Origin of the sequence: Pseudomonas sp. JAI115 (genome assembly GCF_014200835.1) — a bacterium.
In the GTDB taxonomy this organism is placed as follows: Bacteria; Pseudomonadota; Gammaproteobacteria; order Pseudomonadales; family Pseudomonadaceae; genus Aquipseudomonas; species Aquipseudomonas putida_A.
On sequence record NZ_JACHCY010000004.1, the window covers coordinates 227,708 to 245,222 of the forward strand.

Annotated in this window: 19 protein-coding genes; 7 read left to right on the forward strand and 12 right to left on the reverse strand. The window is 61.5% G+C overall.

Annotation, left to right across the window (positions count from 1 at the left end):
• The 6 genes from sctI to HDC30_RS11925 all read left to right on the forward strand — a co-directional run bounded on the left by sctI (position 1) and on the right by HDC30_RS11925 (position 3,916).
• Entirely contained in the window at positions 1–375 is a 375-nt protein-coding gene (gene sctI / locus HDC30_RS11900; protein WP_183783111.1) for a type III secretion system inner rod subunit SctI, read from the forward strand.
• Complete coding sequence (gene sctJ / locus HDC30_RS11905) at positions 372–1,103, forward strand: type III secretion system inner membrane ring lipoprotein SctJ (RefSeq protein ID WP_183783113.1); 732 nt, start codon at positions 372–374, stop codon at positions 1,101–1,103. Before sctI ends, sctJ begins: the two co-directional genes overlap by 4 nt.
• Entirely contained in the window at positions 1,100–1,696 is a 597-nt protein-coding gene (locus HDC30_RS11910; RefSeq protein WP_183783115.1) for a type III secretion system domain-containing protein, read from the forward strand. Before sctJ ends, HDC30_RS11910 begins: the two co-directional genes overlap by 4 nt.
• A complete protein-coding gene (locus tag HDC30_RS11915) occupies positions 1,693–2,463 on the forward strand; it encodes a hypothetical protein (protein WP_183783117.1) in 771 nt (256 codons plus the stop codon). The genes HDC30_RS11910 and HDC30_RS11915 overlap by 4 nt, the downstream gene beginning before the upstream one ends.
• Entirely contained in the window at positions 2,351–3,418 is a 1,068-nt protein-coding gene (locus HDC30_RS11920; protein ID WP_183783118.1) for a TyeA family type III secretion system gatekeeper subunit, read from the forward strand. Before HDC30_RS11915 ends, HDC30_RS11920 begins: the two co-directional genes overlap by 113 nt.
• A gap of 126 nt (positions 3,419–3,544) precedes the next feature.
• The gene (locus HDC30_RS11925; RefSeq protein WP_183783120.1) at positions 3,545–3,916 is read left to right on the forward strand and encodes a histone-like nucleoid-structuring protein, MvaT/MvaU family; all 372 of its coding nucleotides are present in this window, start codon (positions 3,545–3,547) and stop codon (positions 3,914–3,916) included.
• 102 nt (positions 3,917–4,018) lie between these two features.
• On the opposite strand, the gene HDC30_RS11930 is transcribed toward HDC30_RS11925, so the two are convergent.
• Complete coding sequence (locus HDC30_RS11930) at positions 4,019–5,155, reverse strand: sensor histidine kinase KdpD (RefSeq protein WP_183783122.1); 1,137 nt, start codon at positions 5,153–5,155, stop codon at positions 4,019–4,021.
• Positions 5,156–5,315: 160 nt separating this feature from the next.
• Between HDC30_RS11930 and HDC30_RS11935 the strand changes: the two genes are divergently transcribed.
• Positions 5,316–5,675, forward strand: coding sequence for a response regulator (locus HDC30_RS11935; protein ID WP_183783124.1), 360 nt, complete (start codon positions 5,316–5,318; stop codon positions 5,673–5,675).
• A 67-nt stretch (positions 5,676–5,742) separates the two neighbouring features.
• Here HDC30_RS11935 and HDC30_RS11940 read toward each other — a convergent pair whose 3' ends face one another.
• The 11 genes from HDC30_RS11940 to HDC30_RS11990 all read right to left on the reverse strand — a co-directional run bounded on the left by HDC30_RS11940 (position 5,743) and on the right by HDC30_RS11990 (position 17,506).
• Positions 5,743–5,991 carry a hypothetical protein gene (locus HDC30_RS11940; protein WP_183783126.1) on the reverse strand — a complete coding sequence of 83 codons (249 nt, stop codon included), beginning with the start codon at positions 5,989–5,991 and terminating at the stop codon, positions 5,743–5,745.
• Entirely contained in the window at positions 5,978–6,271 is a 294-nt protein-coding gene (locus HDC30_RS11945; protein ID WP_183783128.1) for a hypothetical protein, read from the reverse strand. The genes HDC30_RS11940 and HDC30_RS11945 overlap by 14 nt, the downstream gene beginning before the upstream one ends.
• A gap of 253 nt (positions 6,272–6,524) precedes the next feature.
• A complete protein-coding gene (locus tag HDC30_RS29165) occupies positions 6,525–7,181 on the reverse strand; it encodes a hypothetical protein (RefSeq protein ID WP_260319909.1) in 657 nt (218 codons plus the stop codon).
• A gap of 226 nt (positions 7,182–7,407) precedes the next feature.
• Positions 7,408–10,497, reverse strand: a complete 3,090-nt coding sequence (locus HDC30_RS11955; RefSeq protein ID WP_183783130.1) for a hypothetical protein — start codon at positions 10,495–10,497, stop codon at positions 7,408–7,410.
• 30 nt (positions 10,498–10,527) lie between these two features.
• Entirely contained in the window at positions 10,528–10,977 is a 450-nt protein-coding gene (locus tag HDC30_RS11960; protein WP_183783132.1) for a CesT family type III secretion system chaperone, read from the reverse strand.
• Positions 10,978–12,122: 1,145 nt separating this feature from the next.
• A complete protein-coding gene (locus HDC30_RS11965; RefSeq protein WP_183783134.1) occupies positions 12,123–12,386 on the reverse strand; it encodes a hypothetical protein in 264 nt (87 codons plus the stop codon).
• A gap of 107 nt (positions 12,387–12,493) precedes the next feature.
• Positions 12,494–13,699, reverse strand: coding sequence for a sodium/glutamate symporter (gene gltS / locus HDC30_RS11970; protein WP_183783136.1), 1,206 nt, complete (start codon positions 13,697–13,699; stop codon positions 12,494–12,496).
• A 371-nt stretch (positions 13,700–14,070) separates the two neighbouring features.
• Complete coding sequence (locus tag HDC30_RS11975; RefSeq protein WP_183783138.1) at positions 14,071–14,385, reverse strand: EscE/YscE/SsaE family type III secretion system needle protein co-chaperone; 315 nt, start codon at positions 14,383–14,385, stop codon at positions 14,071–14,073.
• Positions 14,386–14,409: 24 nt separating this feature from the next.
• Complete coding sequence (gene sctD / locus HDC30_RS11980; protein WP_183783140.1) at positions 14,410–15,615, reverse strand: type III secretion system inner membrane ring subunit SctD; 1,206 nt, start codon at positions 15,613–15,615, stop codon at positions 14,410–14,412.
• Positions 15,615–17,114, reverse strand: a complete 1,500-nt coding sequence (locus HDC30_RS11985; RefSeq protein WP_183783142.1) for an EscC/YscC/HrcC family type III secretion system outer membrane ring protein — start codon at positions 17,112–17,114, stop codon at positions 15,615–15,617. Before HDC30_RS11985 ends, sctD begins: the two co-directional genes overlap by 1 nt.
• The gene (locus HDC30_RS11990; RefSeq protein WP_183783144.1) at positions 17,111–17,506 is read right to left on the reverse strand and encodes a hypothetical protein; all 396 of its coding nucleotides are present in this window, start codon (positions 17,504–17,506) and stop codon (positions 17,111–17,113) included. Before HDC30_RS11990 ends, HDC30_RS11985 begins: the two co-directional genes overlap by 4 nt.
• Between the last annotated feature and the right edge of the window lie 9 nt (positions 17,507–17,515).

Sequence of the window (17,515 nt, forward strand, 5' to 3'; positions counted from 1 at the left end):
ATGCCCATCGATGCACCGGCGTTCAGCGCCGCCTTTCCCCCGTTGCCTGACGCGTCTTGCTCCACTTCCGCCAGCTCGGCCACATCCTCTCTGTGCGCGCCGTCCAGCGTCCCGGCGGCGGACGTCGAAGCCTTCAGCCAGGCGCTGTTCGGCCGCAGGCCCGCACCGGAGCGGGTGGCCCTAACGCAACTGCAGGAAGCGTCGCAGACGCTCAACAGCGCGCTGGCAAACGCCAAACACGCCTCCCTGGACAATCCGCTGAAGATGCTCGGCGTGCAGTCGCAGATGCTCAATTCGATTTTTGAGGTCGACCTGCTCGCCAAGACGGCAGGCGGTGTGACCCAGGGCATCAACAAACTGGTGAGCATGCAATGATCAGACACTGGCTTCGGCTGGGCGCGGTCAGTGCCCTGGCCCTGATGCTGCTCGGCTGCAAGATCGAGTTGTACAGCGACCTGTCTGAAGCCGAAGCCAACCATATGCTGGCCCTGCTGCTGCTGCGCAACATCGACGCGAGCAAGGAAACCAGCAAGGGCGGCGGGGTCACGCTCAAGGTCGACAAGCACCAGTTCGTCAATGCCGTGGAGCTGCTGCGCCAGGAGGGCCTGCCCCACAAGAAGGTGGCGACCCTGGAAGACCTGTTTCCTTCGGGCCAACTGGTGACGTCTCCCGTCCAGGAGCATGCCAAGCTCCTCTACCTCAAGGAGCAGCAGCTGGAAAAAATGCTGCAGACCATGGACGGCGTCATCGTCGCCCAGGTGTCGATCGGCGAGGGACAGAGCCCCAATCCGCGCGCACCGGCCAAGCCTTCGGCCTCGGTGTTTGTCAAATACAGTCCCGACCGCAACCTGCTCAACCGCGAAATGGCCATCAAAAGCCTAATCCACAACAGCGTGCCCCACCTGGCGCTGGAAAACATCAGTGTGGTGTTGCAGGCGGCCGACTATCGCTACCAGGCGCAGGCAGCGGTTACTGACGAGACGCCCTCGGCCTGGGACGGACTGGCACGTAACCGCCTGCTGCTGATCGGTCTGCTCGGTGCGCTCGGGTTGGCCGTAGCCTACGGCTTCTATCAAAAACGGCGCAGGCCCCGGGTTTCATGAGCCCTGAACTCATCACGCCCGCGGTGCAGCATTTGCACCGACTGGCCTACAGTCCCGGCAGCTGGATGAATGACGCCTGGTGGGCTTATCTGGAGCTGGACACCTGGCAGCACTGCTATCAGCGTTATGCGGCCTGTCGCCCGGCCATCAACCGGCTGATCCACCAGCGCCGCGGCCCGGACTGGCGCCCCCTGCCGGCCACCCTCACCCTCGAGCAACAGTCCGTGCTTGAGCTTGAGCCGCGCTTTGTCCGGCTGGTCACCGCCCTCGGGCTGGTGGCCCTCAACTGCCCGGAACACTTGCTGCTCAAGGCCCATCGCCAGGCGCTGATGCCAGTGCTGGACGCGCCAGACTGTACCCAGCTTCTGGCGTTGCACCCGGACTGGAACCGCACTGCGTTGGCGTTGCCGGTCGAGGGGCTCGCCCTGGGTGCCCTGCAGGCCGGTGCCGGGTGGTGGCGACGCGATGCCGCGCCCTGCGCGGTCACCCACCTGCTCGACCTGCACCTGCCCCCACCCGGCCCCGGAACGCCGACACCGACACCGACAGATCATGCCGTCCACTGGTTCCTCAAGATCGGCCGCTTTTTATGACCCTATTGACCATCCCCTGCATCTATCTACCTGGCAGTTCCCCCCATGGCCAGTTCATTGCGGCCGAAGAGCTGCAGGCGCATTTTGACGCAGCCTCAGCCCTGAACCAGGCCCACGAGGCCTGCGAGAGCCTTTACCAGCAGGCCGCTCTGGTGCTGGATCAGGCCCACGAAGAAGCCGAACAGATCCGCCAGCAGGCCTATCAGCAAGGCCAGCTTGAAGCGGCGCAGACTTGGTCGGTGCAGCATCAGGCCCTCATCGAGCAGACCCTGCAATGGCACGTGCAACAGAGCGAACTGGAAACGGCCATGGTGCAGCACCTGGACGGACGCCTTCGCGCCCTGGTGGCGGCCGCTTTGCAAGAGTTTATCGGCGAGCAGCATGCCGCCGACTTGCTCGTGCAGCGGGTGCAGCAGCGACTGAACCACTTTCTGCATGAGGGAACGCTTACCCTGCACGTCGCAGCGGCCGGCCACGCCCAGATCCAGGCCAGCCTGGCGACCCACCCACACGTACGTGTGGTCGGCTGCGCCGCGCTCACCGCGGCCCAGGCCCGACTGCAGTCACCGCTGTTCACGCTGCACATCGATCTCGACCAGCACCTTGACTCCCTGCTGTCACGCCTCACCCCACTTTCCAGCGAGCCTGCCCGCGATGATGACCAAAACCGATCCCCTGAACCCCAAGCCGATCACCACCCTGCAGCCGCCATTGCCCACGCCGCTCAAGGGCGCCACGCAGATCTTCCCCGCCCGGTCGGTGTTTGAACTGGCGCGCAGCGAACTCAGTGGCCAGACCCTGGAACGGGGCGCCGAGGCCCTGGCCGAGACCCAGGAAAATCTGGGGTTTACCCTGGGGGCGCGGCGCGGCGCCGGGCGCATCGGGCTGGAGGGGCGAATCGAGCGCCCGCGTACCCGCCCCTTGCTGCAACAACTGGTCAGGAGCCTGCCCGCCACGGCCCGGATCGATGAGGCACGCCGCCACCTGAGCGCACTGCCCGAAGTGACCGAGATTGTCGAAACGCTGGAGCGCGAAGGCCATGATGCCGGCGAGGCCGCGCTGTTGCTGGCCTCGTTACTGGAAGAGGAGCCTGCGGCCAGTCCTCGTCGGGCACAGCTGGAAAAGGCGCTGGCTAGCGTGACGGCCAAGAATGACTGGTCACTGCAACTGTTTGCTCGCCTGGAACTGGGCCCGGGCAGCCAGCACAGCTTTCAGCAGCTAAAACAGTTGTACCAGCGCGCCACCGACTCCCGCCCCCGCCTGCTGCAATGGTTCGAGGCGTTTCGCAGGCTGCAGGACCGTGATCGCAAACTCAAGGCCCTGATCCGCACCTTGGCGTTCGAGTTGTCCGCCGAAGGTCCGGCCACCGGCAGCCAACTGGGCGCGGTGATCAGCGACCTCAAACGCATCCTGCTGTTCTGGGGCATGGAAGATCACTGCCAGCGCGCAGCGCGCTCCCTGAATATCGAAGAACTGAGTGCAGACACCCTGGCACAGACGCTGCTGGAGGTCATTGAACAACCATGGATGCAGGCCGAGTGGATTCTTGAGCAGGCCCGCCAGCAGGTGCCCGATGCCACCCGGCACTATGCTTACGTGCAGCAGCTGCTGGAGCTGGTGAAATTGATGACCGAAGAATGCTTTGAGGACAGCGAACAACGCAGCGCCCTGCTCGAGACCCTCTACGAGGCTCGCGAACAATTGGCGGATCAGGGATTGTAATCGTCAGCAGCGCCGAGTCGCCTCAAGACCCTGCGCCGTCTGAAGCGGCTTCTCCTAACGAATGCCCACCCCAGGCTGCGCACTGCTAGAATCGACTGACTCATCGACACTCAAAAAGGAAACTCAATGTCCAAGCTAGCCGAATTTCGCGAACTGGAACGTCACCTTGCCCAGCAGATGGCCGCCCTCGAAGCCATGAAAAATGACAAGGGGCTGGAGCAGGAAATCGAATTTGAAAGCAAACTGCGCGCCCTACTCGGCGAGTACAACAAAAGCCTGCGCGACATCATCGCCATCCTTGACCCGCAGGCGGCTACCCGAGGCGCACGCGCGGCCTTTTCTCCGGCGAGCACATCGTCGCGCAAGCCTCGCACGACCAAGGTCTACAAGAACCCGCACACCGGTGAAGTGGTGCAGACCAAGGGCGGCAACCACAAAACGCTGAAGGAGTGGAAGGCCGAATACGGTCAGGACGAAGTGGAATCCTGGCTGGCCTGACGGCCACGTCGTCAGGGTGCGAAGGCCACTGCGACCTTCGCACGCCCCTGCTGGCCTGGGGCAGGCGCCGTTATTCCGTTGAACGCCTTCGACGCGCGGCGCCTAGCCATCACTGTCATCACTGCCCGGCAATGACACCTTGAACAACGTGCCGCGCTGTCGCGAGCTGTGCACCTCAATCCGGCCACCGTGCCCTGCCACAATTTCACCGGCGATAAACAGCCCCAACCCCAGGCCTGCGCAAGGCCCCTCCTCGCGCCTGGCGTAACTGGAGTAGCGTCCCTGTGGTTCAAACAAATGCGGCATCGCTTCGGCAGGAATCGGCTCGCCCTGATTGTGCACGCTAAACTGCACCGAGCCTGGCTGGCGGCTCAAGGTCACATGGATCGGCAATGAAGCGTCCCCGTGGCAGATCGCATTGCCAATCAGGTTGCTGAACACCTGTGCCATGCGCACCGGATCGTAGCGCCCCGTCGCCACGCCCTTTTCATGCAGCACGATACGGGCCCTGGGGTACCCCACACGGATTTCCTCGATGATCGAACGGCACAGGGCATTGAGCTCAAGGGGCTCACGGTGCACCGCAATTCCCGCGCGCAGGTTGCACCGCGCCAGATCCAGCAGATCGTTCACCAGATTGCTAGCCCGCCGGGCGCTGCTGCAGACCTGGGTGGCCAGGCGCCTGCCTTTGTCATCCAGCCCCCTCTGCTGCTGGAGCAATTCGCCAGCCATCAGCACAGCGCTCAGGGGGGAGCGCAGGTCGTGGCCGAGCATGGCCAGGACGGTGTGGCGCGTGGCTTGCAGCGCCTTGTCATACGCGGCAGCCGACTCCAGCAGCATCTGATCGATGGCAGCGTTGAAACGCAGGATGTCCTGAGCGTGGCCGGGGTCGAAGGCCTCGTCCTCCAGCCACAGCGACACCACACTCCAGCGCAGCCCCTTGTAGAGGGACATCAGTTGATCCATCGACAGGCCCGGAAACAACATCGTCATGCCCTGGCTGTGATCCGGCATTTCGCTGCCCCCGTTCAACGGCGGCAGCGGCCGGGACACGTCAAGGTGATGCCCGGGCGCAGCCTTGCGCATGCTCGCTGCCACGGCGTGCAGGATGATTTCGCAATGAGCCCGCAGACCCGCACTGTCCAGATCGGGCAGCGCCAACTCAGCCGAACGGGCGTAGTCCTCCCATCCCTGCAGAATCGTTTCCATGCGGCTATCGATGAAGTCAGAGAGGGTCATGATGTTCCCGATAGCGGCCGCTCCAAGTGGGGGGGTATTAGATAGACAGCCTAGCGGATTATGCCGGGCAGACAAAACAAGCGCTGAGAACTCCACCTTCAATAAAAGAAACAATACGTTATAAGCCGTGCCTAACAAGAAAGAACCCGGGAGGCACGTCATGAGTCGAGTGCTGGTGGTTGAAGACGACGAGGTACTTCGCTGGCTGATGTCAGACGCGGTAACACTGCTGGGGCACCAGGTCACTGCCTGCACCAACGCGGATGAGGCTTTGAGCAAACTGGGCGCCGCCTCGGCTTTTGAGTTGATCATTACCGATATCCAGATGCCCGGCTCCGTCGATGGCCTCGGCCTGGCCCGAACCGTCTGGTCGAAACACCCGCAGATCGCCGTGATTCTGGTTTCGGGCCATATCGTACCGGCCCCTGGGAGACTCCCGGGCAACGTCCGCTTTGTGGCCAAGCCCTATACGCTGAGGCTGTTGCAGCGCGCGATTAAGGAGCTGCTCAACACGCCTTGAGGGCGGTTGAGCAACGCGCGCTGCTGGCCGGACTCTGGGGAAACTGTCTTCCTGCCCGGCTCGCCGGCTAAGGCTGTCGATGGCGCCGGGCTTGCTTGATCAGCATCTGCACCCGGGTGGCCAGCTCGCTGGTGGCACGATAAAAATCCATTTCGGCCGCCTGAACCGCCTGCATGCGCTGCGGATGGGCGGCGCCATCGCGCTTGCCCCCCACGGGGTTGGCCAGCGAACAATTCCAGGCCGCATCCCACTTGGCGCGTGCCTGCTGTACCTGCAACAGGGCCGCCTCAAGCTCGTCACTGTCAATCATGGGCATGATGAGTTCCTTGTTGATGGGCGGTCACGCTGAGTTCGGTGACATCGCTCGCCCAGTCGTAAATACGCTGACCGGCCTCGGTCAGAGCCCCTTCGCGGACAATGAGTTCTTCGCCTGCCAGACGACAATGGGCCTTCAATTCTTCAAGGCTCAGGCCGTGCAGATCCGCCACGCTTTGCGCTTTGGCCAGTCCCTTAGCGCTATTGCGCAACTTTACAAACAACAGATGATGAAGGGGCCAGTCAGCAAACGGATTGGCATTCAAGGCAGACTCACCCATGGCAGCGCCCCTCACGTTCATTCAGCCTATCCAGTCCGGCACTCCTCGCAGGTATCCGACTCATCGTGTTCATCACTATTAACTCCTTTTTCATCACGAACTAAAAGCGATCAGGCGCTTAACCCGATCCAGTAAAACCCGCTGACATCCTTGTCAGCGTTGGGCGCCGCCCCTCGTCGGCCATTTTGCAAATCCAGGCCGGATTCGGCAACGCCAGGTCTGGGCATCACGGACGCCTACAACAAAAAAACCATCAAACCGCCTCCAGTACCAGCGTCAAGCGTCGTCCCAGCAAATTCAGGGCGCGCTCAAGCGTAGCGATTTTCGACGGCAGCAGAAAATCCACCAAGCGGCTCGCCGCCACCCGGGTACAGCCCATGCGCCGGGCCAGTTCGGCACGATTGACCCCTTCTTCACACATGGCATTCCACAGCATGATCTTGACCACCGTCATCATCGGCGGCGCCAAGACCAGGGCAGGATCGGTCGGCGCAGAGGCCAGGGGAATCTTGCGCCCTTCCTTGACGTACAGCGCCAGGGCTGCATTCAGACCCGTCATGGCATAAGCCAGTCCCTGCCTCAAGGTATCGCCCACGGCGTCGATTTCCGGAATGTCGGGACACAGCAGGCGAACCACACTGCGCTCAAAATGCAGGTGAATCGGATAGCTATACAACGACCGGGCTTGCGCCGTACAGGACGCTGCTGACGAATCCAGAACAGAGAAGGCTCTTGCATCGTTGGCAGCCGGATGGGTGCCATCAGGCAGATGAGGAACAAGGTTGGGGGTATGGGCGTCTGGCAACAGCCGGCAGGCTGGACACGCCGTCTGGGTCGGCGGTGCCGGGATCGCCTGATCGTCGCCACAACGGTGGCGTGCAGGTAACGTTAAGCGCGCGGATTGATCCACGGTCAGCATCCTTGTTGTCATGGGCTTAAAACGACATCCTTGTCGTCTCTTCGAACGTCCTGGCGCGGCAGCACGCAGCGCTAGGGAAAAAGCATCGCAGTTGCCCGTGCTGGGCAGTTGCATGGCATTTTCAACTATTTGGGACCGTTCAGCCACTCCTTGCACCGACAGGGTTGCGCCTGTCCTCCCCAGCCGGGCAGACGCATGAGCAGTGCTGGCTTCCCCCCTAGAACCGCGTCAGGGAAGCGGGCAGTAGCAGCGCGTGCTTTTGGCCTTTCGCGTCGACAATAGAACCATTCAGCGCCCCGCCATGGGCCTCACCCCGCAGAAACGTCGCGCGGCCTTTCATCGCCGCCAGTTGCACCATGCCCTTGGCATACTCCTGCAACAGCGCACGCCCTTGCTCATGGGTCGTAAAGTACTCAAGACGTTTCTCCATGGTGGCGCCCTGCGTGGCCTCGCACGCTTCACGCAGATAGCGATCCAGCACTTGGGCATTTAAACCGCTGCGGGCAAAGGTGTCGTACTGCTTGTCGTTATGATCCAGACGAACCAGCCGTCCCAACACATCAGCAGGCGCTTGACGGTCTTGCTTGAGCGCTTGCATCCACTGCAATTGATCAAGGATGGCGTCATTGGAAAAATACATGGACGCCACATCCTGATTGCGCAACGTGTCAAACACCACCTTTTCGGAATCCAGAGCGCCGTCTGGGGTGCTGCACAGGGCGTCCGTGAAACACTGCAATTGCAGGACATGGAAGGACGGCGCCGAACCCAGAATCGGTGGCCTGACGACATTGACGGCACTGCTAAGGCCTGCCCGCAAGCCCACTGAGCCGCCGGCCCCTGCCGCGAAGCCGATCTGGCCGTCAATACCCATCGAACGGTTTTCGACGTTGGAGGCCTGGAAGTAACACAGTCGCCACGGCTCACCTTTGTCGCTGCGATGCATGCCCACCTCGAACTGCCGTGAAATCCCAGCCGACACCCCCAGTGCACCTGCAGCCGGCGCGACCAGGCCTGTCGCCAAGGTGCTCGTCATTGAAGCGACGAACGCGGCATGCTCGTACTCGGTCATGGGCTTGCGATCACCGTCTTTTTGCACCTGTTCGGCGATTTTAATCGCAATGAACCGGGCCAGCGTGTCCATGCACCCCATAGCCGGCAGGTGGGTCGCCGCCACGTTAAAGGTGGCAAATTTTCCGTTACGCACCAGATTGGAATGCTGGGAAACCTTGTCATAGGTCACCGCAAAGTTCAGGGAACCCGCCGAGGCCAGACCGGCCTGCACCGTGGGCCCTGAACCGAGCGAGAGGGAAGGTAACGCCACACTGAACGCTGTGTTCGAACGCCAGCGCTTGAGCGTTGTCTCCATTTGCAGCGAGGCGCCATGATAAAGGTAAGTCGGCGCCATGAGGACGTTGGGCGCCTTGATTTGCTGATCCAGTCGCTCAAGGGCCACCCGGGTGGTATCTCCAGGGATCAAACTGGCTTGAGCATGCCCCAGCGACAGGCGGTTCCAGCAGCGCGCCAATGTCAGTTCAAGTCGGTCACTGTTGACGGCAAGCCCCTTGAGTTCTTCCGGTTGAAGCAGGAAGGTATCACTCAGCGTTTTAAGATCACGACCAAAGTGATGGCGGGCATGCGTTTTGAGCAGGGCCGAGGAGTCGCCACCACGAATCACGCCCTGCGCGCTTAGCAGTGTATGGGCCAGCGACTCAAAGGTGTCCATATCCCTTTGCAGCTGGGATACCCCTTCGCGCTCAATCTTGTCAAGATAACCGGACACCGAGGCATCCGCCGTTCGTACCTGATCCAACAGCTCGCGCCGGGTCACATCATCGCCATCCGATAAGACCTGCAACACTGCATGCGGCGCCATCCATAACTTGAACGGCAGACTGCGATGACTAAACACCTGGCTCCCCGCCACCTCGACCAGACTGGAAGTGGCCTCCGTGTCTGCAGAACCGAGCTCCAGCAAATTGCCGCTGAGCGCAGCACTGCCCTCGTACTCGTACCAGGAAGCATCGCCCACGATCGGCTTCAAGCTGTCAGGCAGTTCACGACGCGGCAGGTTCCCATACGCCTGATCGAGTTGCTCCTGTAAGGACCGACAGGCCGCGATGCCCTTGAGCAGACTGTTGTCCTTTACCAGGAAAAGCTCGGGCACTCCCCCCTTGATGAGTTTGTGCGTGTTGAGCGACACCTGACGATCCCCCGCCGGGCCGCTCCACAGTCGGCTGGTGGCGCTGTTCACAAAGCGATTCAACATGCCGCTCATGCCTCGAGTCGACAAATTGGCCAGCTTCGTGAGCTTTTTCTTGCCGGGGTTGAGGGCAGGAGAAAACGAGCCTCCACCTTCTCGCTCATGCATCATGGAATAGCCCACCACGTCCTCGGCCTTTTTTCCGTCGAACAGGCAGCCGCGCAATCCCTTCATATCAATGCCGCCGGAAACCTTACCCGCCGAAAAGATATTGCAGACTTTGCCCAAGGCGGCCAGGACCAAGACGGACAGGGCGCCCTGCCCCTTTTTAATGTAGAGATTATCCCTGTCGAAATCGTGAAGAAGCATGTTCGTCTTGGACAGGTTCACATCCACTTTCAGGTCCACAGCTCCACCCTCTAACGCCCCCATGGCCACCCCCCACTTCGGCCCGCCGCCGCCACCGAACTTCAGGGTGTGCTGATGGAATGCATTGGAGCGCGTCTCCAACGTTGGATTCTTTTCCAGGTAACGGGCGGTGGCGGTCTTGGCCGACTGGTCATATTCACCCACTCCGGCCTGATAATTATGGGTACGCGCCATCTGCATCACGGCGCCGGCCAGACGCTGCATCGACTCACTACCGTCCGCGCCTGCGATGGCCTGGCTGATGTCCTTCAAACTGCCGTAGAGTTTTGGCGAATCCTTGAGCTGGGTGGCGTTAAGCGTCTTGTCGATCAGACTCGCCGCCTTGACCGCATTGGGGCTCAGTGTCTGCAAGGCACTTTTTACGCCGAGCAATAGCTCTTTCATCATTGCAACGTCCAGTGTCCCCTCAGGCCCATACAGGCCGGCCGGCACAGGCTCGGTTGCTGCTGGAGCGCATGCCGCCCCTCCCGCGAGTTTAAGCTGCGGGTTCATCTCTCTCATTATGTTTACAAAATGCGGTCTAGAGGCATCACTCTGGCCGCCAGCTTCTTCCACTTGTTGTCTTAACGCCGTGAGCGACACCGCACCGTTTTTCATGACGGGAACCTTGCTGGCGGTTGCCAGGGTCTGCATCGACACCTCATTGACCGCCACCCGCTTGCTCGCAATATTCATAGAGGCTTTTCTCCTTTAAATGGTGACGTCTTACCAAACGAACCTGGACGGGCCGCATGAGGTTTCGGCCGAGCGCCAGTAGGTGGCCTGCGTGGCCAGTTCATTGAAGAGGTGATGCAAACGGGGGGCAGTCAATTGCTCAAGGTTCGCGGCCAGCGTAAACAGGACATGACCGTTTTCGGGATTCAAACAAAACGCAGCCGAATGAGCGTCGGAAAAATGGAAGTTCATTTCCATCAACTGTTTATAGATTGTCAGTTCCTTATGTTCAGGCACCGAGCCAAAATCACAAAAAACAGTGATGGGCTGGCCTTCTTTCTGCCTGAAATAAACAACTGAAAACGCCACTTCACGAACCACTACATGGGCCGTCGCCAGTGTTTCATCCGAGGTACGATTAATAACTAAAGCAGGGTCGGCCGAAAATAGCCGATAAGTGTCTTCGATCAGGGAATCAAAAGAGGAAGTATCGGAGCCCATGGGCAAGTGCCTTTTTTTAAGTTTTTTGGCATAACGTACAAACCGCAGGCAGGACTCACAGAAAAATTTCAGATCACGATAACAGCGGGCAGGCGTGCGCATTCTTATCGAATACCCCACACGCTGACTGCCTATACACACTCAAGATCAAAATTGATTAACCGTTCGTCACTGCCCTCATCCTTGTACAGATATCCCCCATGACCGGCTTACGAATTTTTCGGCTTTATAATGAATTCAATTTAAAGACTACATAGGGCTTACCGAGGGCGACTGTCAGCACAATTAAATAATCCCTCCTTGTTGTTTACTTGGATTTCAACGGGAACGAAAAAACTGGCACGCGCAACTCACTCGCCGCCCCATGGCCGAGCCTGATTAATCCGGGGAAACGTCGACACGCGTGGCACACGACAGACTCTTGCGCCTCTTTGCCGGGTCGCAAAGAGCGTGGGGAAACCGCGTGTGATCCCGTGAGGCCCCGCACGCAAGCCCACCCCGTCGCCGCAGCATCCTTGTACAGATTCGCGCGCATGTGGCGGAAACGCCTTGTCACACACACCGCTTGTCTTTGTCCTTGCCCAACTTATGCTGGGCGGGCATGGCAAGTCTCAGAGAGCATGCCTGTTCCACGCGGGGGCAGGTTTATCTTGGCCGTCCTTCGGGACGGTTTTTTTATGCCGGTCGATTGTACCGCGCACAGGGTGCTCAAGCCTCAGCCACTGCCCTCGCCGGCGTGGAAACGCCTTGTCACAGATTCCGATTGCTCCCTTCCCCTGCCCGCCCTAGTCTGTGTCGGCAGCGCAAAGGGAATCGCCCGTCCTCCGTGGGAGGGGCGGCAAAAAAACCGTCTTCCGTCCATGGTTGACGGTTTTTTTGCGCCTCGCGCTTGGGTCAGCACCCGACTGCTCGACGGTCAGACACGCACGTCGGCGTCGGCAAATCTGGCCTGGGTGTCGAGCCTGGCCTAGGTGCGCACAGTTTCACGCTTGAAGCGAAGGGGTGTCCCTGCAAGGCCGCGCCGCCCAGCCGAAAATACAACACTCATGTGCTCACCCTTGTCGATCAGGCGCGCCGCCTTGCACTCACCTACAGGGCCGGCGTGCCCCGATCATAAAAATGGCCTGCGTCGTAGCCTTTGCGTTTCAGGTCAGCTCCGCCGGATCGAGGCGGAAGGTCAACGTGGACGGCGCCAGGTAGCGCACCGCGCCACTGAAAGAGCGCCTGTCGGGCAGTGTCACGCGCACCCACACCGCCATCTGGACGGCGGGCAGGTTTTGCGGAAAATGCACCTCGAACACCCCCGGCAGGGGTTCGCGCAGGATGATCTCGACCACCGCCGAGGGCTCGTTACCGTCTTCCTGAACCACCGACAGCTGCGCTGTCCCCGCGTATGCAAATGCTGCCATGACCCCGTTTCTCCCTCTTCAATCCAAGCGGGCAAGGTTACCAGATGATGGTTCCGGCTGGGCGTGAGGAAAGTGCCCACCGCAGAACAACTGAAAAGACCTTTGCCTCAGACCCCGCCCAGAAAGGGCAACAGCAGGTACAGCTTGATGACGATCACGTTGATGATGTCGATAAAGAAGGCCCCGACCATGGGCACGATCAGAAACGCCAGCTGCGAAGGCCCGTAGCGCTGCGTGACCGCCTGCATGTTGGCAATGGCCGTCGGCGTGGCGCCCAGCCCGAAACCACAGTGCCCTGCGGCCAGCACCGCCGCATCATAGTTGCTGCCCATGACGCGGAACGTCACGAAGATTGCGAACAAGGCCATGACCAGGGTCTGCACGGCCAACAGAATGAAGATCGGCAACGCCAAGGCGGCCAGATCCCAGAGCTTGAGCGACATCAAGGCGATGGCCAGAAACAGCGACAGGCTGACGTTGCCCAGTACCGAGATTTCCCGCTCAAACACCTGATACAGTCCCAGGGCCGACAGCGTGTTGCGCACCACGACACCGACAAACAGGACGCAGACGAAGGTCGGCAACTCAAACACCGTGCCCGACAGCAGGCCATTGAGCAGGGAACCGATCATCAGGCTGACCGCAATCAGCGCCAGCGATTCGATAAAGGAAAAGGGGGTGATGGCGCGCTCTTCGTTCGGTTGCTCAAAGCCGCGCGGCAGACGCGGCGCTACCTGGGCAAGACCGGGCGTGGCCACCCGCTTGATCAAAAGGCGCGCCACAGGGCCGCCGATCAGGCCGCCCAGCACCAGGCCAAAGGTAGCCGAGGCGATCGCCAGTTCGGAGGCGGAGGCCAGACCGAATTTCTCGGTGAAGGTCGCCGCCCAGGCCGCCCCGGTGCCATGCCCCCCGGACAAAGTGATCGAGCCCATCAACAGACCGATGGAAGGCTCAAGCCCCAAAGCCTGGGCGAGCCCGATACCGATGGCATTCTGGACAATCAGCAGACCGGTCACCACCATCAGAAAGGTGACGACCAGACGTCCGCCCTTTTTCAAGGTGGCAAAATCGGCGCTCAGGCCGATGGTGGCAAAAAAGGTCAGCATCAAAGGGCTTTGCAAGGAGGTATCAAACTTGACTTCAATACCCAGCACCCGCATGGCCAGCAACAGCAGCGCCACCACCAGGCCGCCGGCTACCGGCTCAGGAATGTTGTAGGCCCGCAAAAAGTCCACGCGCGACACCAGACCACGCCCCAATAGCAGCACCAGGGAGGCGGCCACCAGGGTTCCATAAAAGTCGAGTTGAAACATCAAAGCATCCTGATTCTTTATTCAGAGGTGGGCATGGATATCTTCAGGGATATCTTCTGGTGTGCATCACGAACACTGGCGGTGATGACGCCCAGCAAACAGCTTCGCGCAGGCGGCCTCAGGTTTCTAAAATGCGGCAACAAAAGCCTTGGGCCAAGGCCCTGGCATCGAGCTAAGCGCCTTGTCTAAACGCGGCTTTTGATGAGTAAATATTTTTATCCCCGCCACGCCAATCCACTAATGAATTAACCTCATTCACGCCATTTCATAGGCGCCTTGGCCGCGCCCCATGCGCCCAAAGCTCGCCCTCGCTTAAGCAACTCGACAAAAGCCTGGGCACTTGGGGCACCCACACCCTTCCCGCCCCCTCCTTAATTCAGAGGTCTGGGCAGGACTGCTGAGATAGCGCCCAGGCTGCGCGCCGATGCCTCGTCCGCAGCCGGAGCGCAGGGCGCCGCGACGGCACCAACGTGATAGCGCTGCCACAACACATTGACCGTCTCGGCACCGGCCTGACACGCCGCCAGGCATTGCTCCAGTGCCTGGTAGGACGAGGGCGACTGAGGTACACGCAGTTGCCGGGTCAAACGCGCCTGCGCCTGGCCCAGTTGGTGAAGCCATTGATCCCGCCGCACACCGTGCGTGTCGGCGTGCAGCGCATCTTCCAGATCCGTGAGGCGACTCATGCACCCTCCCAAGGGTTGAACCCATCAAAGCTCAAGGGGTACCGACACCAGTTCCTGGCCCTTGAGGAGCACGACAGCCGAACGGCTGAGGGTCGATATCCTGTAACCACTGGGCAGAACACTGCCCGCCTGCAAGCGCATGCCGTTGGCCAGCTGCAGGTACAGCAAGTGGCGATTGCCCCCCACGCCGACAATGGCCGCGGGCAGGTAGGTGGACGTCGGAGCGCCGGCGGGCAGGTTCTGGAACACCGCCGGCAAGCGCGGCGCCGGCTGGTTGAACGCCTCCAGCGCCTCTTTCACCTGCGCTTCACGCTGAGGTGTGAGCTGTCCGCTGACGCGCAGGGCGCCATCGGCAATGTGTAGGCTCAACCCCTCCAGCAGCGCCTGGCGGGACAGTTGGGTGTACAGTTCGTTGAACAACGTCTCATGGTCATTGACCACCCGAAAGCCTTGCAGGGCGGCAATGGCCTTGAGCTGCTCAGCGGTGCGCTGCCAGCGCGCATCGGCGGCGATGTTGCCCCAGATCACCACCCGATCCAGCGCCTGCTCGCTGCCCACCTCGACGTCGGCATAACCGTTCAAGGCCAGCACTGCACGCACACCGTCCAGCACCTGGTCGGCACACACGCTTTCATCGTACAGGTGCAGGCCGCGCTCGCGCAGATGCCCCCGGAGCCCGTCGAGGCTGGAAGAGGCCTGGCACACCCCGCGCAGGGTCAATCCACCCTGCGCGGCACGCGCCAGGGTCAGCCCGGCCAGATCGGGCCGTAACAGCTGCTCGGCCAGCCAGTCGTGCGCGGTGACCGGCACAACCGGCGGCGCCGGCTGCCACAGCAGCATGCCGAACAGCATCATCATCAACACTGCAGCCACCCACCCCAAGCGCGCGCCGCCGCGAGCCGAGCGCGCGCCCCCCCGCGTCGGCACCGTCAGTGCGGGAAGCGAATCGCCGATCCGCCCCAGGACAAACGCCTGCCCGCCCAGATCGATCACCTTGCCCAGCGGCAACGGCTGCTCCCCTTGCCAAAGCGCCCCCTCGATCCAGGTCGAGGCGGGCGAACGCAGGCGCACCGCTTGGGCGTCGACTACCAGCACGGCCTGCGCATCATCTTCCAGGGCCAGGGCAATATCGGCGTCCGGCCCGCCCAGCTGCAGTTCGCCCTCCGGCAGGCGCAGCTCACGCCCCGCCAGCAGTCCGTTGAGCCACTTGAGTTGGTAATGGCCTTGCATCAGGAGTTTCCAGACTGATGCCAGGGGTCGGCCTTGATCAGAAACAGGCGCACCGTCTGACGCTGGGTGTTTTGCCGGGTCTGGAACAGACGACCGAGCACGGGAATGTCGCCCAGCAGCGGAATCTTGCGCACGCTCTGGCTTTCTTCATCCTGGACAAAGCCCCCCAGCAACAGCGCCTGCCCGGCCTTGAGCAGGGCGTGGGTGGCGATTTCCGAATTCAGGGTCTGCGGCAGCGGCTCAGCCTGACTGATCGGACTGGTCTGGCGCCCGTCCTGAATGATCAGGTTGAGCAGGATTTCCTGGCGCTCGGCCTCACCCACCACCCGCGGGGTGACCCGCAACAGGGAGCCGGCGGAGATGGATTCCAGCTTGGCCATATTTTCGGCCACCAGCTTGGTATAGAAGGTGATGTTGCGATCCAGCACCGCCTGCATGTTGTTGAGCGTCACCACCGAGGGACGGGAGAGCACCTGCGCCTTGGCATTTTGCTCCAGCGCACTGAGGCGCACCATGAAGTTGCCGGTATTGGAAATGACGGTGGAAAAATTGCCCGATCCCAACTCGCCGCCGGAGTTGAAGCTGATCCCGGCGCCGCCAAGGCTCGAGGCGCCGGACCAATCCACCCCCAGCGCGCCCAGATCCTGCGAGTTGACGTCGATGATGGCCACCGATATCTCGACCAGCTGGGGTTTTTGATCCAGCTGGGCGATCAGCGGCGGGTACAGCCCCAGGTTGAGCTTGCGGTCTCGCACCAGCACCGCGTTCTGCCGCGGATCGGCCGAGAACGTCGGCTGGCTGCTTTCGACAGGCGCGCTTTCACCGGTGTCCGCGGCCAATGGCAAGGCCTGCCCCTGCGTCATCTCCCTGAGCACCGAGACAATTCCCGGCACCACCACCTGCTGCCCGCGATAGGTGTAGGCGGTGTCCGCCGCCGAAGCATACTTCAAGGCAAACAGCTCAACCGCCTCCTGGTTGCGCTCCAGCGTCGCCTTTTGCTGATCCAGGCCCTGCGCCAGGCGCGCCACGCGCTCCAGGCACACGGGCACGCCCTGGGCTTCCAGGGCATTGGAGGTGGGCACCGCCCGCACCCGGCAAAACCGCGCATCGAGCATCCCCGTCGATTTGAGCTGGGTCATCAGGGTCTGGGGCGAGAGGTAGGTCGGCGTCAGCAACTGGCTGCCCAGCTCGCTGGCTTGGTAGACATGCAGGCTCTGCCCGTCGTAATACCAGGCCAGGGGGTACAGCTGTGCCAGGTGCTCGAGCGCCTGCTCCGGCGAGCGGGCATCCAGATGGCCGATGAACAGATCGTTGAGCCCGGCGCTGACAGTGACCGGCACCCCAAAGTTGGCGCCCATGTCCCTCAGGATATCCGCCAGCCGGGCGCCGCGGGTGTCGAGAAAAAAGTCAGCGGCGCCGTGCGTGGTGATCTTGGGGGTGGCACAGACCCAGCCGTTGATCCACATCAGGCCAATCAGGGCGATGAGGCTGCGGCTCATGCCCAAGAGCCCGAAGCACTGGTGACGGGAGTACCGGTGGCAGGGACGTCGTGGGTCGCAAACCAGCGCACAATTGCCAGGTGCTGCTGCAGGCGGCCGTTGCGTTCGTGTCCCAGCGTCTGCTGATCGTAGCGCCGCACCAGAAACAGGTGCTCGCCCTCCAGCACCAGACTGTCATCCAGACTGTCCGGAATCGAGGCCAGCCACAGCGTGGCCTGAACCAGTTGCGCCTCCTCCATTGCCGGGCGCTCGATGGTCAGGGCCAGGCACAACCCGCGCGGAAACTCCCAGCACCAGCCCGGCACGCCGGCCAGCGTGATACGCCAGCGTGCGCCCTCACGCTGGTGAACACGCAGGGACTCCACATCGGCCAAGGCAACAGGAAACGTCATAGGGATCAA